Annotated in this window: 16 protein-coding genes; 8 read left to right on the forward strand and 8 right to left on the reverse strand. The window is 64.3% G+C overall.

The genetic code is table 11. From position 1 onward, the window contains the following. Positions 1–2: 2 nt before the first annotated feature. The 5 genes from NKI66_RS02185 to NKI66_RS02205 all read right to left on the reverse strand — a co-directional run bounded on the left by NKI66_RS02185 (position 3) and on the right by NKI66_RS02205 (position 5,277). On the reverse strand, positions 3–1,016 hold the full coding sequence (locus NKI66_RS02185; RefSeq protein ID WP_023811211.1) for an ABC transporter substrate-binding protein: 1,014 nt from the start codon (positions 1,014–1,016) through the stop codon (positions 3–5). A gap of 90 nt (positions 1,017–1,106) precedes the next feature. Then, the gene (locus tag NKI66_RS02190) at positions 1,107–1,997 is read right to left on the reverse strand and encodes an SMP-30/gluconolactonase/LRE family protein (RefSeq protein WP_023811212.1); all 891 of its coding nucleotides are present in this window, start codon (positions 1,995–1,997) and stop codon (positions 1,107–1,109) included. Between the two features lie 194 nt (positions 1,998–2,191). Beyond that, entirely contained in the window at positions 2,192–3,160 is a 969-nt protein-coding gene (locus tag NKI66_RS02195) for a YihY/virulence factor BrkB family protein (protein WP_352750674.1), read from the reverse strand. Positions 3,161–3,274: 114 nt separating this feature from the next. After that, positions 3,275–3,997 carry a response regulator transcription factor gene (locus NKI66_RS02200; RefSeq protein WP_127318792.1) on the reverse strand — a complete coding sequence of 241 codons (723 nt, stop codon included), beginning with the start codon at positions 3,995–3,997 and terminating at the stop codon, positions 3,275–3,277. Then, positions 3,997–5,277 (reverse strand): sensor histidine kinase, encoded by a 1,281-nt coding sequence (locus tag NKI66_RS02205; RefSeq protein ID WP_352750676.1) that lies wholly within the window; start codon positions 5,275–5,277, stop codon positions 3,997–3,999. The genes NKI66_RS02200 and NKI66_RS02205 overlap by 1 nt, the downstream gene beginning before the upstream one ends. 400 nt (positions 5,278–5,677) lie before the next feature. On the opposite strand from NKI66_RS02205, the gene NKI66_RS02210 reads away from it, so the two are divergent. The 8 genes from NKI66_RS02210 (at position 5,678) to NKI66_RS02245 (ending at position 15,011) form a co-directional block, all read left to right on the forward strand. Then, on the forward strand, positions 5,678–8,098 hold the full coding sequence (locus NKI66_RS02210) for a glucan 1,4-alpha-glucosidase (protein WP_352750677.1): 2,421 nt from the start codon (positions 5,678–5,680) through the stop codon (positions 8,096–8,098). Positions 8,099–8,148: 50 nt separating this feature from the next. Then, positions 8,149–9,162, forward strand: a complete 1,014-nt coding sequence (gene gnd, locus NKI66_RS02215; protein WP_023811217.1) for a phosphogluconate dehydrogenase (NAD(+)-dependent, decarboxylating) — start codon at positions 8,149–8,151, stop codon at positions 9,160–9,162. Between the two features lie 22 nt (positions 9,163–9,184). Continuing rightward, positions 9,185–10,561 carry a glucose-6-phosphate dehydrogenase gene (gene zwf / locus NKI66_RS02220; RefSeq protein WP_352750678.1) on the forward strand — a complete coding sequence of 459 codons (1,377 nt, stop codon included), beginning with the start codon at positions 9,185–9,187 and terminating at the stop codon, positions 10,559–10,561. 12 nt (positions 10,562–10,573) lie between these two features. After that, positions 10,574–11,293 carry an ROK family protein gene (locus NKI66_RS02225; RefSeq protein ID WP_352750679.1) on the forward strand — a complete coding sequence of 240 codons (720 nt, stop codon included), beginning with the start codon at positions 10,574–10,576 and terminating at the stop codon, positions 11,291–11,293. 215 nt (positions 11,294–11,508) lie between these two features. Further along, a complete protein-coding gene (locus tag NKI66_RS02230; protein WP_023811220.1) occupies positions 11,509–11,970 on the forward strand; it encodes a Ros/MucR family transcriptional regulator in 462 nt (153 codons plus the stop codon). A 180-nt stretch (positions 11,971–12,150) separates the two neighbouring features. Next, a complete protein-coding gene (locus NKI66_RS02235) occupies positions 12,151–13,251 on the forward strand; it encodes an aminotransferase class I/II-fold pyridoxal phosphate-dependent enzyme (RefSeq protein ID WP_352750680.1) in 1,101 nt (366 codons plus the stop codon). A gap of 163 nt (positions 13,252–13,414) precedes the next feature. After that, entirely contained in the window at positions 13,415–14,653 is a 1,239-nt protein-coding gene (locus NKI66_RS02240; protein ID WP_023811222.1) for an MFS transporter, read from the forward strand. Between the two features lie 49 nt (positions 14,654–14,702). Next, positions 14,703–15,011 (forward strand): NIPSNAP family protein, encoded by a 309-nt coding sequence (locus NKI66_RS02245; RefSeq protein WP_023811223.1) that lies wholly within the window; start codon positions 14,703–14,705, stop codon positions 15,009–15,011. A gap of 98 nt (positions 15,012–15,109) precedes the next feature. On the opposite strand, the gene NKI66_RS02250 is transcribed toward NKI66_RS02245, so the two are convergent. From NKI66_RS02250 to NKI66_RS02260, 3 genes are read right to left on the reverse strand one after another with little or no spacing between them, the layout of a single operon-like run. Continuing rightward, the gene (locus NKI66_RS02250) at positions 15,110–15,826 is read right to left on the reverse strand and encodes a glutamine amidotransferase (RefSeq protein WP_023811224.1); all 717 of its coding nucleotides are present in this window, start codon (positions 15,824–15,826) and stop codon (positions 15,110–15,112) included. A 14-nt stretch (positions 15,827–15,840) separates the two neighbouring features. Further along, a complete protein-coding gene (locus NKI66_RS02255) occupies positions 15,841–16,320 on the reverse strand; it encodes a tellurite resistance TerB family protein (protein WP_023811225.1) in 480 nt (159 codons plus the stop codon). Between the two features lie 36 nt (positions 16,321–16,356). Then, on the reverse strand, positions 16,357–17,958 hold the full coding sequence (locus NKI66_RS02260) for a heme biosynthesis protein HemY (RefSeq protein ID WP_352750683.1): 1,602 nt from the start codon (positions 17,956–17,958) through the stop codon (positions 16,357–16,359). Positions 17,959–17,963 lie beyond the last annotated feature (5 nt).

Consider the following 17,963-nt stretch of genomic DNA (forward strand, 5'->3'; position numbering starts at 1 on the left):
ATTCACTTGATGTTGGCTTTAATGGCCGCGATCGCGTCTTCCTGCGTGTATTCGTGGCTGGCGACGCCGCCCTTGGGGATCTTCGGCAGCTCGGCCTCGAAATCGTCCTGTGTGAAGGCCAGGTACGGCACCAGCAGATCGTGCGGAATGTCGGTGCGGCCGTCGAGCACCTGCTGCGCCACCCAGAAGGCGAGCGACGAGACGCCGGGCGCGATCGAGGCCGACCAGGTCTGGTAGCCGTCCTTGTCCTTCTGTTCCTTCCACCACTGCAGCTCGTCCTGGCGGTTGCCCATGATGATGGTCGGACGCGGCTTGCCGGCGGCGGCGAAGGCCTGGGCCGCACCGTAACCGTCACCGCCCTGGTCGACGACGCCGACGATGTCGGGCAGCGACGGCAGGATGGTCGCCACCGCCTTTTGCGCCGTCGTCTGGTCCCAGTCGCCGGTCACCGAACCCACGATCTTGAACTCGGGATGGGCGGCGACGCCTTCGAGGATGCCGGCATGGATGGCATCGTCGATCGAGGTCCCGGCAAGCCCACGGATTTCCAGAAGATTGCCGCCCTTGGGCTGGAATTTGGCCATCTGCTCGATTTCCTGCTTGCCCATGTCCTTGAAGTCGACGACGACGCGGTAGGCGCAAGGCTCGGTCACCGTGCCGTCGAAGGAGACGACGACGATGCCGGCATCGCAGGCCTGCTTGATGGCGCCGTTGAGCGCATCCGGCGAGGCGGCGTTGATGACGATTGCGTCATAGCCCTGCAGGATCAGGTTCTGCACCTGTGCTGCCTGCGTCGGCACCTCCTTGTCGGCGGTGGTGAAGATGTCGGCCGCGCCGACGATCTTGTCGGCGACCGCCTTCTTGGTGACGATGCCATAGCTGTCGAGCATCGCCTGCCGCCAGGAATTGCCGGCATAATTGTTGGAAAAAGCGATTTTCTTGCCACTGGTGTCGGCCAGCGCCGTGCCCGAGGCGAGCATTGCCGCCAGAGCGCCCAGAACGAACAGTTTCTTCATGTCGTTATCCTCCCAGATGTGTTGACTGCTGCATTCCCACCGGCTTTGACCCCGGCCTCAACTCTGATTTGAGCACGGATTGTCGCGAGCTCAAAACAGTCTCAATCCCGGCACGCGCACCCTGAGCCGGTACAGCGACGTCGACGCCGTGATGTAGAGGCTTTGCAGATCGTCGTCACCGAAGGTGAAATTCGCGCAATCTTCGGGCGTCCGGATGACGCCAAGAATGGCGCCCGACGCGTCGAAAATGTGGATGCCGCCGGGACCGGTGCAGTAAAGATTGCCGCGGCTGTCGATCTTCATGCCGTCGGGCGCTCCCGGCCCCTCGCCCTCGGTCACTGCCCACACCGCGCCGCCATTGAGGTCGCCATTGGCTTCCACGCCGAACACCCTGATGTGCCCGCGTTCGGTGTCGTTGATGAACAGCCGCGACTCGTCCAGCGAAAAGCACAGCCCGTTCGGCTGCCCGAAATCGTCGGCCAGCAATGTCAGCCGGGCGCCGTCGCCATCGATGCGGTAGACGCCCTGGAACGGCAGGTCCTGCGGGCGTGGCACGCCATAGAATTCCTTCCGGCCATAGCCCGGATCGGTGAAGTAGATAGATCCGCCGGTGGCGACGACGATGTCGTTCGGGCTGTTGAGCTGCTTGCCCTGATGGTGCGTGGCAAGCACCGTCGCGCTGCCGTTGGGCTCGGCGCGGGTCACCCGGCTCGTCGCATGCTCGCAGGTGACCAGCCGCCCCTGGCGGTCCAGCGTGTTGCCATTGGCCTTGTGGCTCGGCGCGCGGAACAGCTCGATCTCGCCCTCGGCATTGCGGCGATACATCCGGCTTTCCGGAATGTCGGAGAAGACCAGCCATTTTTCGTAGGGGTGCCAGACCGGCCCTTCGAGGAAGCCGAAGCCGCTCGCCAGCGTCTCAATGGTCGCATCGCCGACGACGTCGTCGAAGCCGGAATGGCGCGCACGCGCCGACACCGACATCATCGGCTCCCGGCGCGAACAGCCGTGCTACTCCGCATGGTGACGAATGGCATGAGCGCTTCCCGATACAGTCTTCTTGTTGGAGTAGAGCGTAGGCGCGGTCCCGACGAGCCGATACGGGTCAAAGCGCAGGGCTGACTGTGCGTTTGCACAGTCGGCCCTGCCTATCGAGCATAGAATAGGGCGACGCCAGATCAGGGCCGGCGAACACGCCGCAAAAGCGCGGTCAAGGTTGCGCTCGCGCAAGCCACCGCCACAAGCACGACCACGCCGGCAGCGTTGGATTTTTGCCCTGCGCGAAATGGGTCTTGCTGCGTGGGTTGAGGGCTGTGAACCAAGGTGTTCAGATCGGACCGGCTGCCGTGCCGAACGGAATAGGCGCGCGTGAACTCGGCACCGAGGAGGAAAATTTCCGACGAGTAGTAAACCCAGAGCAATATGACGAGGAGGCCGCCGGCGGCGCCATACGAAGACGCAATCGCGCTGGTGCCGATGTACCAGCCGATAAGCGATTTTCCCAATGTGAACAGGGCCGCGGTCCCGACAGCGCCAATTGCCACATCGCGCCATTCCAAAGTTCGATCGGGTAAAACCTTGTAAATGGCGGCAAACATCACGGAGATAAGCGCAAACGAAACGACGCCATTGATCCCGCTGAGTATGATCGTTCCGAACGGCAGATAGGCGTTGATGAAAGCGCCCAGTGCCGAAATCGCGGCGCTTGCGATGAGAGAGACCAGCAACAGGAACCCGAGTGCGGCCACCAACCCCAGACTGGCGGCCCGCGCCCGCACCAGACGCGACAGGGAGTTGCCTTGCGGTTCGATCTTCCAGATTGTGTTCAACGACTGCTGCATTTCGCCGAAGACACCAGACGCGGCCACCAGCAAGGTGACCAGCCCTATGATCGCGGCCCAGGTGCCGTACAGACTGTCGGATGCACTTTCCAGCGCAGTCTTCAGGAGATCGGCGCTTTCCGGTCCCATCAGCCCTGATATCTGCGCGGACAAGGCCAATTGTGCGGCATCGTGGCCGAAGACGAGTCCAGCAATCGCAACCACGATCAGCAAGATCGGCGCCAGCGAGGTGGTGGCATAGAAAGCCATCGCCGCACCATGACTAAGCGCATTATCGTTGATGAAGCCGACTATGCTTTCACGCACCAGGTGCCATGAATCTGTGATTGAGGGTCGCACTTCGGGTCCGCAGGCATCGAGTTGGCGTTCACTAGCAATGCGCCGGACCTTCCGAAGTTCCGGGGCGTGGCCGCCGCTGTTTCAGTGCTCCGCCAGCCAGGCATCGAGCCGGTCCTGTTCGCGGCGCAGTGCGTCGATGTTGATCAGGCCGCGCGCCATGGCGAGATAGATCGCCCGCGTCCGCGAGTTGAACACGGAAGCATCGCCGGCACCGTCCTCCGCCGGCACGATGCCGAGCTTGTCGTAGCAGTGCTTGATGCGGCTCTGCGCACCACGGATCGACAGGCCGCGCCGCGCCGCGATCGCCCGGTCGGTCAGGCCGAGCGCGATGTCGATCAGGCTCTCATATTCGCCGTCGGTGATGCCCTCGAACTTGTCCTGCACGCGGTGCTGGATGCCGCGGATCTCGCGGTCGATGATGCAGTGGCCTTCGCGGAAAACCCCGCGCAGGGCGGACCGCATGCCCTCCTCCGTCGCCGATTTGAGCACATAGCCATAGACCGAGCCCGGCGGCACGATGCGCGCCACGCCGCGCACATAGGCTTCGTCGGCGAAATTCGACCAGAACAGGATGTGCGTGCCGGCGCGACGGTTCCAGATCGCCTTGGCAACTTCGATTCCCGTCGCCTTCGGCATCTGCAAATCGAGCACGACATGCAGTGGCTCGCGTTCGGCCGCCAGGTTGATGGCGTCCTCGCCGTCACTCGCTTCGATGACCTCGACGTCGCCGGGCCACAACTGCTCCACCGTTCGCCGCGCGAAGCTACGGTGCAGCCCGTCATTCTCGGCGATCATCACAAGCATCACATGGCCTCCGATACGGCGAGCTCGCCAGGAACCGCTGCAGCCGCCGCCAGGTCTCGCGACGGCTGGCGGTCGATCTCGACGACGACACGGGTGCCGCCGTTCTTGCGGCCGGCCTGGCCGATACGCAGCCGCGCCCCGATAAGGGCTGCCCGCGTGTGCATATGGCCGATGCCGCCATACGCGGCCGGGTCGACGGTGCCGCAGCCCTGGCCGTCATCCGTCACGATCACCCGCAGCACGCTCGCGGTCGACGCCAGCAGCACGTCGATGCGGTGCGGCGCGGCATGGCGCACGGCATTGTTGATCGCTTCCTGCACGATCCGGTAGAGCGCGGTCCGCACTGGCTCGGACAGGCTGTCGGCGCCACCGTCGCTGGTGTCGGCGATGCGCACGGCGATCGGCGGCTTGGCCCTGGCGACGCTGCGGTTGAGATGCGCCTCGACCGCGTCGCGCAGGCCGAACAGTTCGAGCACACTCGGCCGCATGTCGTCGACGATGTGGCGCAGTTCCGTCAGGCAGCCGGCGACCTCCTTTTCGAGATCGGCAAGCTGTGCCGCCCGCGCCACGCCCTGGCCGCGAAGCGCCGAAAGCTGGCGCGCGATGCGGGCGAGATCGGCAAGCGTCTGGTCATGCAGGTCCATGGCCATGCGCCGGCGTTCGCGCTCCATGCCTTCGGTCAATTGCGAGGCGCCGACGCGCAGCAGCTCGACGCGGTTGCGCGCCTCGCTCTCGGCCAGCATGGCGCGGCGCGCCTCCTCAGTCTGGATCAGCGCGAAGATGTAGGGCGCGATCAGGTCGGCGCATTGCTGGGCGACCGCGACATCGGCAAGCGTGTAGCAGTCGACCTCGTGCCGGCTGATGTTGAGCGCGCCGATGATGCCGCCCCGCGCCCTGAGCGGCACGACGATGCGGCTGCGCAGCCTGGCGGCGAAGATCGGGCCGTCGATAGCGGTGGCGAAATGGAACCGCTCGTCGCTCAACGCGTCGTCGGCGAGCAGATAGGGGACTTCGCCCCACAGCACCGAGCGGATCGGGCTGACTTCGGTCGGCAGCGGATGCTGGGCAAGCTCGCTCCAGCTGGTGTGGAAGCCGGCTTCGTAACAGGCGTGCCGGCGCCCGTCATGCGACAGCACCGCCAGATCCATGTGGTCGTGCGGAATGAGCGAGCCGATCTCGATGGCGGTCGCGCGGAACGCCGTGCCGGGATCGATATGGCCGGCAAGCGCCCGCGATATCGCCAGCAGCCGGTCGATCAGGACCAGGGACACTTCCGCCATTGTTTTCACGATCCTCCCGTGCCGCGAAATAGTGGACGCATGCCGCCACCGCTGTCAACGAGGGCGCCGTTGGCCATAGGTCCCGCACTCAGCTTGACAAAAGAGCTGACGACAGCTCGGCGGTGTCGGCAGCCTTGTGGCGGTATAGGAATTTTTTCTTGACTGCGTGCCCTCAGCTATGGTACATTTTTGTCGATGGTGCTGATTTGCGCCAGTGACCCGCCGCACAGGCGGGTTTTTCGTTTGATGCTTCGTCAGCTACGCGCGGGCGAAGGCTCCGAAGAAACCCGTCAGCCCGAGTTCGTTGCCCTGCCGTTGGCCCGCCCGATCAACTTGCGGTGCAATGATTGTAAAGGGTTCGCGTCCTGGTCTAGGGAGGAGGCCAGGAGACCGAAACAGAATGCCAGTGACGCAAAACGTTGCTCCGGGCGCCCCGGGAATCCCGGCGCGCTGGACATCAAGCGCCAAGAGTGGCGTCGGAACGTCGCTTTCGCCGGCCGGCCGGATCTGGTTCACGATCAGCCACGGCATCCTCAACGAAGTCTACTATCCGCGCGTCGACAGCGCCTGCACCCGCGACCTCGGCTTGATCGTCACCGGTCCCGGCGGCTATTTCTCGGAAGAGAAACGCGATGCCGTGCATACGATCGAACCGTTCGAGGACGGCGTGCCCGCCTACCGGCTGGTCAACACGGCGAGCGACGGCGCCTGGCGGATCGAAAAGCGCATCCTCGCCGACCCGGCGCGCCCGGCGCTGCTGCAGGAAATCACCTTCACGGCGCTGAAAGGGGTGCCCGGTGACTACCGCGTCTACGCGCTTCTGGCGCCGCATCTGGTCAATGCCGGCATGGGCAACACCGCATGGGTCGGCGAGCACGAGGGAAAGCCCGTGCTGTTCGCCTCCGGGCGCGGCTCTTGCCTGGCGCTGGCCTCGTCGCAGCCCTGGCGCACCGGCTCGGCCGGCTATGTCGGCTTTTCCGACGGTTGGCAGCAACTCCACAACACCGGTGAGCTCGATGCTGCGTACCAACGGGCCGAGGACGGCAATGTCGCGCTGACGGGCGAGATCGGCTTTTCCGCCACAGAGACCAAGGCCTTGCTGGCGCTTGGGTTCGGCGCGACCTCAGACGAGGCCGCGGAACATGCTTTCGCCAGCCTGAAGCAGGGTTTTGAACCCGCGGCGAAATCCTACCTCCAGAACTGGCGCCAATGGCAGACTGGCCTGCTGCCGCTAGATCGACACACGGCATCATCGGGTATCAACAGCTATCGCACCAGCACCGCGGTACTGGCGACGCACCGGTCGATCGCGACACCGGGCGCCGCGGTCGCCAGCCTGTCGATCCCGTGGGGCTTCAACAAGGGTGACGACGACCTCGGCGGCTACCATCTGGTCTGGCCGCGCGATCTGGTCGAGACGGCGGGCGGCTTTCTTGCTGCCGGCGATGCTGCCTCGGCCCTGCAAATCCTCGATTACCTCAGCTCCATCCAGCAGCCGGACGGCCATTGGCCGCAGAACGCCTGGCTCGACGGATCGGCCTATTGGCCCGGCATCCAGATGGACGAATGCGCCTTTCCGCTGCTGCTGGCCGATGCTTTGCGCCGCGCCGGCCATTTGCCGCGCGCCAGGCTCATGACCTTCCTGCCGATGATCGAGCGCGCCGCCGGCTATGTCGTGCGCAACGGACCCGTCACCGGCGAGGATCGCTGGGAAGAGGATGCCGGCTACAGCCCGTTCACGCTGGCGGTCGAAATCGCCGCACTGCTTGCCGCGGCAGACCTGCTCGACGCCTGCGGCAAGACAGACGCCGCGACCTATCTGCGCGAGACATCAGACGTCTGGAACGACCAGGTCGAGCGCTGGACATACGTCACCGGCACGGCGACCTGCAGTCAAGTCGGCGTCGACGGTTACTATGTCCGCATCGCGTCGCCCGATAGCGCCGAGGCCGGTTCGCCGAAGGACGGCTATGTCCCGATCAAGAACCGGCCGCCCGGCGACACGGATCGGCCCGCCAAGGAGATCGTCAGCCCGGACGCGCTGGCGCTGGTGCGCTTCGGCCTGCGGGCAGCCGGCGACCCGCGCATGACAGACACGGTCAAGGTCATCGACGCGCAATTGCGCTGCGATCTGCCGCAAGGGCCGCTCTGGTACCGCTACAACGGCGACGGCTATGGCGAGCACGAAGACGGCGCAGCTTTCGATGGCACCGGCCAGGGTCGCCCCTGGCCGCTGCTGGCCGGCGAACGCGCCCACTATGAGCTGGCAGCGGGGCGCAGGGAAAAGGCAGCCAGCCTGCTGGCAGCGCTGGAAGGCTCGGCCGGATCGGGGGGCCTGTTGCCGGAGCAGGTCTGGGACGGCGCCGATCTGCCGGAACGCGAACTGCTGCACGGCCGCCCCTCGGGCAGCGCCATGCCGCTGGTCTGGGCGCATTCGGAGCATATCAAGCTGCTGCGCTCCCTGCGCGACGGCGCGGTCTTCGACATGCCGTCGCAAGGCGTCCAGCGCTACATCGAAGACAAGACCGTATCGCCGTTCAGAACCTGGCGGTTCAACAACAAGATCCGCACCATGCCGGAGGGCAAGACGCTGCGTGTCGAATTGTTGGACCCGGCTACAGTCCACTGGAGCACTGACAACTGGGCAACCGCCCATGACAGCCAGACGGTGGAGAACGCCTTCGGCATCCATCTTGCCGATCTGCCCGCGGCAAGCCTCTCCGAGGGAAGCACGCTGATCTTCACTTTTTTCTGGCCCGGGACCGGCGATTGGGAGAATGTCGACTTCTCCGTCATATCAGGCGACCAGGACAGCCAGTAGACCTTCCCTCGATAAACCCCGCAAATCTCTTAGGAAACAGGGACGAAACCATGCAGATCGGAATGATGGGACTGGGCCGGATGGGCGCCAACATGGTCCGGCGCCTGATGCGCGACGGCCACGAATGCGTCGTCTACGACATCAACCCGGCGAGCGTCGCCGCCTTGGTGACCGACGGCGCGTCAGGGGCGGCCTCGATGGAAGAATTCGTCGGCAAGCTGGCCAAGCCGCGCTGTGTGTGGCTGATGCTGCCGGCGGCGATCACCGGCAGGATCATCGACCAGGTGGCGGCCCTGATGGAGCCCGGCGACATCGTCATCGACGGCGGCAATTCCTATTACCACGACGCCGTCGACCAGGCCGCGAAACTGGCCGGCAAGGGTATCCATCTTGTCGATGTCGGCACCAGTGGCGGCGTCTGGGGCCTGGAACGTGGCTACTGCCTGATGATCGGCGGTCCAGACGTGGCGGTGCAGCACCTCGATTCGATCTTCGCCACGCTGGCACCGGGCGCCGATGCCGGCTCCAATCCGCCCAGGGATGCCGGGACTGCACCCTTCGGCTATCTGCATTGCGGACCGAGCGGCGCCGGCCACTTCGTCAAGATGGTGCACAACGGCATCGAATATGGCGTCATGGCCGCCTATGCCGAAGGCATGAACATCCTGAAGTCGGCCAATGCCGGCAAGCGGCAACGGACGGCGGACGCCGAGACCAGTCCGCTGGAAAACCCGCAATACTACCAGTTCGACATCGACCTTCCCCAGGTGGCCGAGGTCTGGCGGCATGGCAGCGTTATCGGCTCCTGGCTGCTCGACCTGACGGCCGGCGCCTTGAAAAGCGATCCGGGCCTGGTGAATTTCGGCGGCCGCGTCTCGGATTCCGGCGAAGGCCGCTGGACGCTGAAGGCGGCGATCGACACCGGCGTGCCGGCTCCGGTGCTGTCCTCGGCGCTGTTCGACCGCTTCTCCTCGCAGGGCGAATCCGAATTCGCCGACAAGCTGCTCTCCGCCATGCGCTATGCCTTTGGCGGCCATGTCGAGAAGCCGAAGGCCGGCAAGTGACGACACGGGGAAAGACACGCGCATGAGCCAGGAACGATCCGACACGCTGGTGCTCTTCGGGGCAACCGGCGACCTCGCCCACAAGAAGATATTTCCAGCCCTTTACCAGATGGTCGCCAAGGGCACGCTCACCGAACCGGTGATCGGCGTTGCCTTCGATGCCTGGGACCTCAAGCAATTGCAGGCGCGCGCCCGCGACGGCATCATCAATGCGCTCGGCAAGATCGACGAAAAAGCGTTCGCCAAATTCGCCTCGCTGCTGCGCTACGTCAGCGGCGACTACCGCGATGGAGCGACGTTCGAGAAACTGAAGAGCGCGCTCGGCACCGCACAGCGGCCGCTGCACTACATGGCGGTGCCGCCGACCATGTTCGAGACCGTCGTCCAGGGGCTGGAGCAATCAGGCACCGCGCATGGCGCGCGGCTGATGGTGGAAAAGCCCTTCGGTCACGATCTGCAATCGGCGCGCTGGCTGAACCGCGTCCTGCATCTGGTGTTCGACGAACAGTCGATCTTCCGTATCGACCATTATCTGGGCAAGGAAGCGATCCAGAACCTGCTCTATTTCCGCTTCGCCAATTCCTTCCTCGAGCCGATCTGGAACCGCAACTACGTCGAAAGCGTGCAGATCACCATGGCCGAGGATTTCGGCGTCGAGGGACGTGGCCGTTTCTATGACGATGTCGGCTGCATCAGGGATGTCATCGAGAACCATCTGCTCAACATCCTGTTGCTGCTTGCCATGGAGCCGCCTGTCGGCCGTTCCGCCGACGATCTGATCGACGAGAAGGTGCAAGTGCTGCGCGCGATCAGGACGCTGACAAAAGACGATGTCGTGCGTGGCCAGTTCACCGGCTATCTCGCCGAACCGGGCGTGGCGCCGAACTCGCCGGTCGAGACCTTCGCGGCGGTGCGTTTCTTCGTCGACACCTGGCGCTGGCAGGACGTGCCGTTTTTCATCCGCGCCGGCAAGAACATGCCGGTGCACGTCACCGAAGTGGTGGTGCGGCTGAAGCGGCCGCCGCTCGATGTCTTCGATCCGATCAAGCCCGCCGACCAGAACTACGTCCGCTTCCGCATCGACCCGCAGGTGGTGATCGCCATCGGAGCACAGCGCAAGGCGCCGGGCGACGACATGATCGGCGAGCAGGTGGAATTGACGGCGCTCGACGACAGCAAAAGCGACATGCCGCCCTACGAGCGGCTGATCGGTGATGCCATGAACGGCAACGGCCAGCTGTTCACCCGCCAGGACGCCAGCGAACTGGCCTGGCGCATCGTCGGTCCGGTGCTTGGCGACACCACGCCGCCGCATCTCTACGAGCCGCTCACATGGGGACCCGCGGACGTCATGGCCGGGTTCGGGCCGCCCAATGGCTGGATCGATCCGGTGAAGTGAGAGGACCACACGATGGCCAAGAAAGTGAAGCAACCAGCATCGGGCACCGAGAAGCCGGACACTGAAAAAATCGTGCTCACGATCGACATCGGCGGCTCGCACGTCAAGATCCTCACCAGTGCCGGCGGCGCGGAGCGCCGCGCCGATTCGGGGCCCGACCTGACGCCGCGGCAGATGATCGATACGGTCAACAAGCTCGCCGAAGGCCTGTCCTACGACGTCGTCTCGATGGGCTATCCCGGCCCGGTCAACCACAACAGGCCGCTCGCCGACCCCGCCAATCTCGGCACGGGCTGGGCTGGATTCGACTTTGCGGGTGCGTTCGGCAAACCGGTGAAAGTGGTCAATGATGCGCTGATGCAGGCCATCGGCAGCTACGAGGGCGGGCGTATGCTGTTCCTCGGGCTCGGCACCGGTCTCGGTGCGGCGATGATTGCCGACAACGTCGCCCAACCGATGGAACTCGCGCATTTGCCCTACAAGAAGGGCAGGAGTTTCGAGGATTATGTCGGCGAACGCGGCCTGGAAAAGCGCGGCAAGAAGAAATGGCGCAAATACGTCTTCGACGTCGTCGACCGGCTCCGTGCCGCCATGCAGCCGGACTATGTCGTGATTGGCGGCGGCAACGTCGACAAGCTCGATGAATTGCCCGCCGACTCCAGGCGCGGCGACAACACACGCGCCTTCGAAGGCGGGTTTCGTTTGTGGCGCGACAAGGCGCTGATAGTCTGATACTGTTATTGTTTAATATAGTTGTTCAAAATAACGTGTGATATGCCATCAAGTCGTTGCAATACGCAGATTTGCCGACTAGGAATTCCGCGCTACACCAACGCCATTCGTCCCGTGGACGCACGAAGGACGCCATAGCATTTTGATTTCGCGCATGATCCTTTCCGGAAGTCGAATCCGATTTTCAGGTCATTCGCTGTAGACGGAGAAATAGAGTGACCGACGATAGCAACAGTGCCCGTAAAGACATCGATCTGCTCGAGCTGACCGCTCACATCGTGTCCGCTTACGTCGAGAAGAACCGCTTGCCCGCCTCCGGCCTGGCCGACCTCATCGCCAGCGTCAGCGCCTCGATAAACGGGCTCGGCAAGCCTGCGGTCCCGGTGGCTGCCCCCTTGGTCCCGGCGGTCAACCCCAAGAAGTCGGTGACGCCCGATTTCATCATCTGCCTCGAAGACGGCAAGAAGTTCAAATCGCTGAAGCGTCACCTGGGCGTGCATTTCGGCCTGACGCCGGACGCCTATCGCGCCAAATGGGGCTTGCCGTCGGACTATCCGATGGTCGCTCCCAACTACGCGGCCTCGCGTTCGCTGCTGGCGAAATCGATCGGCCTCGGCCGCAAGGCGGCCCCCGTGAAGGCACCCGCCAAGGGCAGGAAGGCCAAGGCCTCGGCCTGAGGCATGTCGCCCAAAAGTGCGCAGCGGTTTTGGGACAACGACCTGCCTAAAGCAAAGACCTAGTTCAGTCCTGCGCCAACAGTTAGGACGACTGGAACAGAAGCCTGCCGGCGAATCCGCCTTGGCAGGCTTCATGTTTTTATGGCTTGGATGGACGGACGGGGCCTTGGGGAGCGAGCCATGAACTACACCAGGATGGTGATCGAGAAAGAAGCGCCGGAAGAATACGGCTACGACCGTATCCGCTACAATCTTTCGGAAAGTTCGATCGCCGACCAGAAGCTCTCCGACATCGGCCTGTCGCTGCCTGATCTCACGCTTTTCTATGGCGAGCATCGCGGCGACAAGCAGTTGCGTGCCCTGATCTCGGCGCAGGATGCCGGCATTTCGCCGGATGATGTCCTGGTCACCGCCGGTGCCGCGGGTGCGCTGTTCATCATCTCGACCTCGCTTTTGTCGGCCAATGACCATATCGTCGTCATCAGGCCCAACTACGCCACCAACATCGAAACCCCAAGGGCGATCGGCTGCGCCATCAGCTTTGTCGACCTGGCCTTCGAGGAAGGCTTCGCCATCGATGTCGAGCGCGTCAAGGCGGCGATGCGGCCGGACACGAAGCTGATCAGCGTCACCTGCCCGCACAACCCGACCGGCACGATGATGAGCCGAGCTGAACTCGATGCCCTGGTGGCGCTTGCCGAAAGCAGCAACTGCCGTCTGCTGGTCGACGAGACCTATCGCGACCTTTCCTACGGCCGGCGGCTGCCGACGGCTGCCTCGCTGAGCCCGAAGGCGATCAGCGTCTCGTCATTGTCCAAGGCCTTCGGCATTCCCGGTATCCGCATCGGTTGGCTGATCACCAGGGACGCTGAGCTTCAGGAAAAATTCCTCGCCGCCAAGGAGCAGATCGGCATCTGCGGCAGCGTCATCGACGAAGGCATCGCCCGCGGCATGCTCGAACGCCGGGACGTCTTCCTGGCGACATTGCTGCCCGAAATGGCGGGGCGCCGCGACATCGTCCAGGCCTGGATCGATCGCGAACCGCTGGTCGACTGGGTGCGGCCCGAAGGTGGCGTCGTCGGCTTCCCGCGCCTCGATGTCAAACCTGGCTTCGACCTCGACCGGTTCTATGTGAACCTGCTGGAAAACCATGGCACCTATGTCGGGCCCGGCCACTGGTTCGAGATGGAGAAGCGCTTCTTCCGCGTCGGCTTTGGCTGGCCGACGGAAGCCGAATTGCGCGGCGGCCTTGATGCCATCTCCGCCGCGCTGCGGCAGTAACTACCGCGTGCCGGCGATGAAACGGGCTGAAAATTCCTTGATCCAGCACTGATTTTGACGCATATCCGCTGCGAACTGAGCTAAAAAGTTCCGCCAGCCGGACCAGCGCCCATCGTGGAAGTGCCCCGCCAGCTGACGTCACTGCAACGGGGCCTCTTAAATCATGACAGCAGAACAGATATCGCCGGACCAGCGCTATGCCGCGTTTCGCCATCGCTCCTTCCTGAGCTATTGGGCGGCGCGTTTCCTCACCACATTCGCCACCATGATCGTGTCTGTCGCGGTCGGCTGGCAGATGTACGATTTGACCCGCGACCCGCTCGATCTCGGCCTTGTCGGCATCGTCCAGTTCCTGCCGTCGCTGCTTCTGGTGCTGGTCACCGGCGTCGTCGCTGATCGCTTCGGCCGCCGCCTGATCATGGCGCTGGCGGTCGTGGTGGAGGCGATGTGCGCGCTGGCGCTGCTGTTCCTGACGCTGCGCGGCATCAGCGGGCCGCTGCCGATCTTCTGCGTGCTGGCCATGTTCGGCGTCGCCCGCGCCTTTTTCGGTCCGGCCTCCGCCTCGCTGTTCGCCAATCTGGTGCCGCCTCAGGATTTCGCCAACGCCATCGCCTGGAATTCATCGGCCTGGCAGACGGCGACCATCGTCGGCCCGGTAGCCGGCGGCCTGCTCTACGGCGTGTCGCCGGAAGCGGCCTACGGAACCGCGGCCGTCCTGATGCTCGTGTCCGGGCTGCTGATCTTCACCATCCCGAAGCCGTCGCAGCGCACCGAGTCGGACAAGCCGACGATGCAGCACCTGCTCGGCGGGTTCAGCTACATCTGGAGCGAGAAGATCGTGCTCGGCGCCATCTCGCTCGATCTGTTCGCCGTGCTCCTGTCCGGCGCCTCGGCGCTGCTGCCGGTCTATGCGCGCGACATCCTCCAGCTCGGCCCCTGGGGTCTCGGCCTGCTGCGATCGGCGCCCAGCATCGGCGCCATTTGCGTCGCCATCTGGCTGGCCGGGCATCCGCTCCGCAACCACGCGGGCATGATCATGCTGGCCGCCGCCGCCTCGTTCGGCGCCTTCACCGTGCTGTTCGGCCTTTCCACCATCACCTGGCTGTCGATCGTGGCGCTGGTCTTCCTTGGCGCCACCGATATGTTCAGCGTCTACATCAGGGAGACCCTGATCCAGCTGTGGACGCCCGACGAGGTGCGCGGCCGCGTCAACGCCGTCAACCAGGTCTTTGTCGGAGCCTCCAACGAGGTCGGCGAATTCCGCGCCGGCACGATGGCCGCACTGATCGGCACGGTGCCGGCCGTGGTGATCGGCGGCATCGGCGCCATCGCCGTCGCGGGCCTGTGGATGGTGCTGTTCCCGCAACTGCGCAAGGTGCGCCACCTCAACGGACGCAACTGATCTCTTACGGCTGACAGCCGACATGCCTCGCCTATACACAGGAGCTCCCATGATCACTTGCTACCTGAAATATGTCATCGACCCCTACAAGCTTGCCGAGTTCGAAGACTATGGCCGTCGCTGGATAGGCCTGGTCAACCGCCTCGGCGGAAACCATCACGGCTATTTCCTTCCGAGCGAGGGGGCTAACAATGTCGCTTTTGCCATGTTCAGCTTCCCGAGCCTCGCCGCCTACGAGGACTATCGCAAGCGTATGGCTGCCGACCCGGAATGCCAGGAAGTGTTTGAAATGGAAAAACGCAATCGCAGCATTCTCAGCTACGAGCGCAGCTTCCTGCGGCCGGTGCTCGAACCTTAAAAGGCGTCGCGTCGAAACAGATTCACGCGCCGCGCTTTAGATCTTTGTTTTATGCATGTCGTCTTCCCAACACAGAGGTCACTTTTGGGCGACATGCATTAGCTATCGCTCGGCTTGCCGAAAATCATCCGCAGGAACTCGTCCAGCCAGCGCTTGAGATGCATGTCCCAGATCAGCCGGCCGCCGAGATGGTCGCGGCCGGGCTGGGCGCCGGGCAATTCGAAGCGATGCGCGCCGCGCACCACCCAGCGCTGCATCATCACCCTGGTCAGTTCGCCGTGGAACTGGATGCCCCAGGCATTGTCGCCGTAGCGGAAGGCCTGGTTGGGATAGGTTTCGGCGGTCGCCAGCAGCGTCGCGTCCCTGGGCAGCGAAAAACCCTCGCGGTGGAACTGGTAGACCATCTCCGGCCAGTGCATCAGTTGCTTGCCGGCTTCGGTCGCCTTCAGGGGATACCAGCCGACCTCGACCAGCCCTTCACCGTGACCCTCGACCTTACCGCCGAGACAGTTGACCAGCATCTGCGCGCCGAGACAGATGCCGAGACATGGCCGGTTCTCCCTCAGCGGTATTTCCAGCCAGTTGGTCTCGCGGCGAACGAACTCGTCCTCGTCATTGGCGCTCATCGGGCCGCCGAACACCACCGTGCCGGCGTGGTCGTCCAGTGTTTCGGGCAAGGCGTCGCCAAGCGGCGGCCGGCGGATATCGAGATCGAACCCTTCTTCCAGCAACATGTGTCCGACACGTCCCGGGCTCGAACTCTCCTGATGCAGCACGATCAGGATCTTTGGCTTCGAACTCGTTTGGCGCGGCATGGGAAGCGAAGATCCTATTCGTCGCTCGATGTTCCGGTGGCGCCCGGCGCGTGCGCCGCCGCCTTGCGGCGCGCCTCGACGCGATCATGGCGTTCGACGCCGATCAGCTCGGCGACGCGCCAGACGGTGTTGTCCTCGAGCTCGTGCAACTCGCCGTCGGCATAGACGATTTCCCACATCAGGCCGATGAAGGCCTTGCGCGCATCGGCATCGAGATGGCGCTTCAGGACGCTGGTGAAGGCATAGAGATCGATCGCCTCATTGTCGGCCCGCTCGCCGGCGGCGGCAAGCGCTTCGAGTTCGGCGCCGCTGATCGAATAGCTCTCCGCCAGCACCGCCTTGAACCGCTCCCACTCGACATCCTGGCGCACGCCATCGGCATTCATCACATGGTAGAGCAGCGCCGAGGCGGCGATGCGCGGATCGTCCGTGCTGGCACGCGTGCCGGCACCGGCCGGCAAATCCCTGAGAAACGACAGAACGCGTTCAAACATAGATCCATACCCCAACGGCCTGACGGCCGGCCCAACTCAAAACAACCGAAACCGGCGCGGCGATTTTTCCGCTTCCTCGTCCGGATCGACGCCGGGATCGTCCGGCAACCGCGCAAGCTCCTCGGCCGGCTCGACACCCTCGGCATCGCTCGGCACCGCGGCGAAGGCCGCTGCCGTGATCGGCCTGACATGATCCTCGTGGCGCTCGGCATCCTTGCTCGACGACATGTCAGGGCCGGCATCATCGATCACCTCGATCGGCCTTTTTTCGCTCGTCGGCTTTGCCAATGCTTCGATGACCGGCGCCGCACCGGCTGGCATGTCATCATGGCTGTCGATCAACTGGCCAAGACGCTCCATCGGCGCGCGCCACTCGAAGGCATCGAGCCGGCCGGTGATCGGCGATACCGGCGCCCAGCGTTCCGATACCACGCCGTCTGCGACCCAGGCCGGATCGCGCGGCGCCCGCACCGCCCTGGACAGCAGCTGCCGCACCTTGCCCTGATCGCCGGTCTCGGCCTCCTCGATGTCTGCGAGCAGCAGATAGGCGCCCTCGCGGCGGTCCATCCGGATCGCCGCCTCGGCCTCGCGGCGGGCGGTCGAATAATCCTGCGCGTCGAGCGCGGCGCGCGCCACCGTCATCGAGGACTCGGCGTGGTTCTTCTTCATTTCCTGCAGCTTCTTCGCCCGGTTGAGGCGGTCGAGCACGGCGTCGCCCAGCCTTGCATGGGTATAGAGCTCGGCGACCTCCGGATGCGGCTCGGCCTTCCACGCCGCCTCGAGTATCTTCGAGCCCTTGCGCACATCGTTCTGCTTGAACAATGCGGCCGCGGCGGCAACGGCGGCGGGCGCGAAGTCCGGCCTGAGCTTGTTGGCCTCGATCGCCGCCGTCCTGGCGGCGGCGGGATCGCTGTCGGCAAGCGCCTGCGCCTTGGCGGTCAGCAGCACGGCGCGGCGGCGGTTGGCGGCATCGCGTTCGATCTGCCGTGTCGATTTCTGCGCGTCGACCAGTTTCAGGGCGCCGTCCCAGTCGCTGCGCGCGGTCAGCTCTTCCAGCGTCGATTCCGCCGCCCAGGCCAGCTGCGGCGCCATCACCGCGGCACGGCCGGCATAATGTCGGGCGGCGTTGCGGTCGCCGAGCCGTTCGGCTTCCAGATAAAGCCCGCGCAAGCCCAGCAGCCGCATCTCGGGATCGTCGAGCATGCTTTCGAACTTCTGCCGCGCGCCTTCATGATCACCTTCGAGCAGCGACGCCTGTGCTTCCAGCAGGTGGATCAGCGGCTCCTGGTCGGAACGGATCAGCTTAGCGGCTTCCTTGGTCTTCTTGCGGGCCAGCGCGCCATCACCGGCGCCGGCGGCAATCATGCCGGTCGACAGCGCCTGATAGCCACGGTCGCGGCGGCGGACACGGAAATAGCGCGAGATGGTGTAGGGACTGTTCCACAGCGACTTGAGCAGCCACCACAGGATCATCACCGCGGCGACCACGGCAACGACGGCCACCGCCGCCACCATTAGGCTGACCTGGTATTGATAGCCGTTGAAAGTGACGACCATGTCGCCCGGCCGGTCGGCCAGCCAGGCAAAGCCCAGCCCGAGCGCGAAAACGACGATGAGGAAGGCGAGCAGGCGGATCATTGTGT

Origin of the sequence: Mesorhizobium sp. M0518, from assembly GCF_040321125.1 — a bacterium.
In the GTDB taxonomy this organism is placed as follows: Bacteria; Pseudomonadota; Alphaproteobacteria; order Rhizobiales; family Rhizobiaceae; genus Mesorhizobium.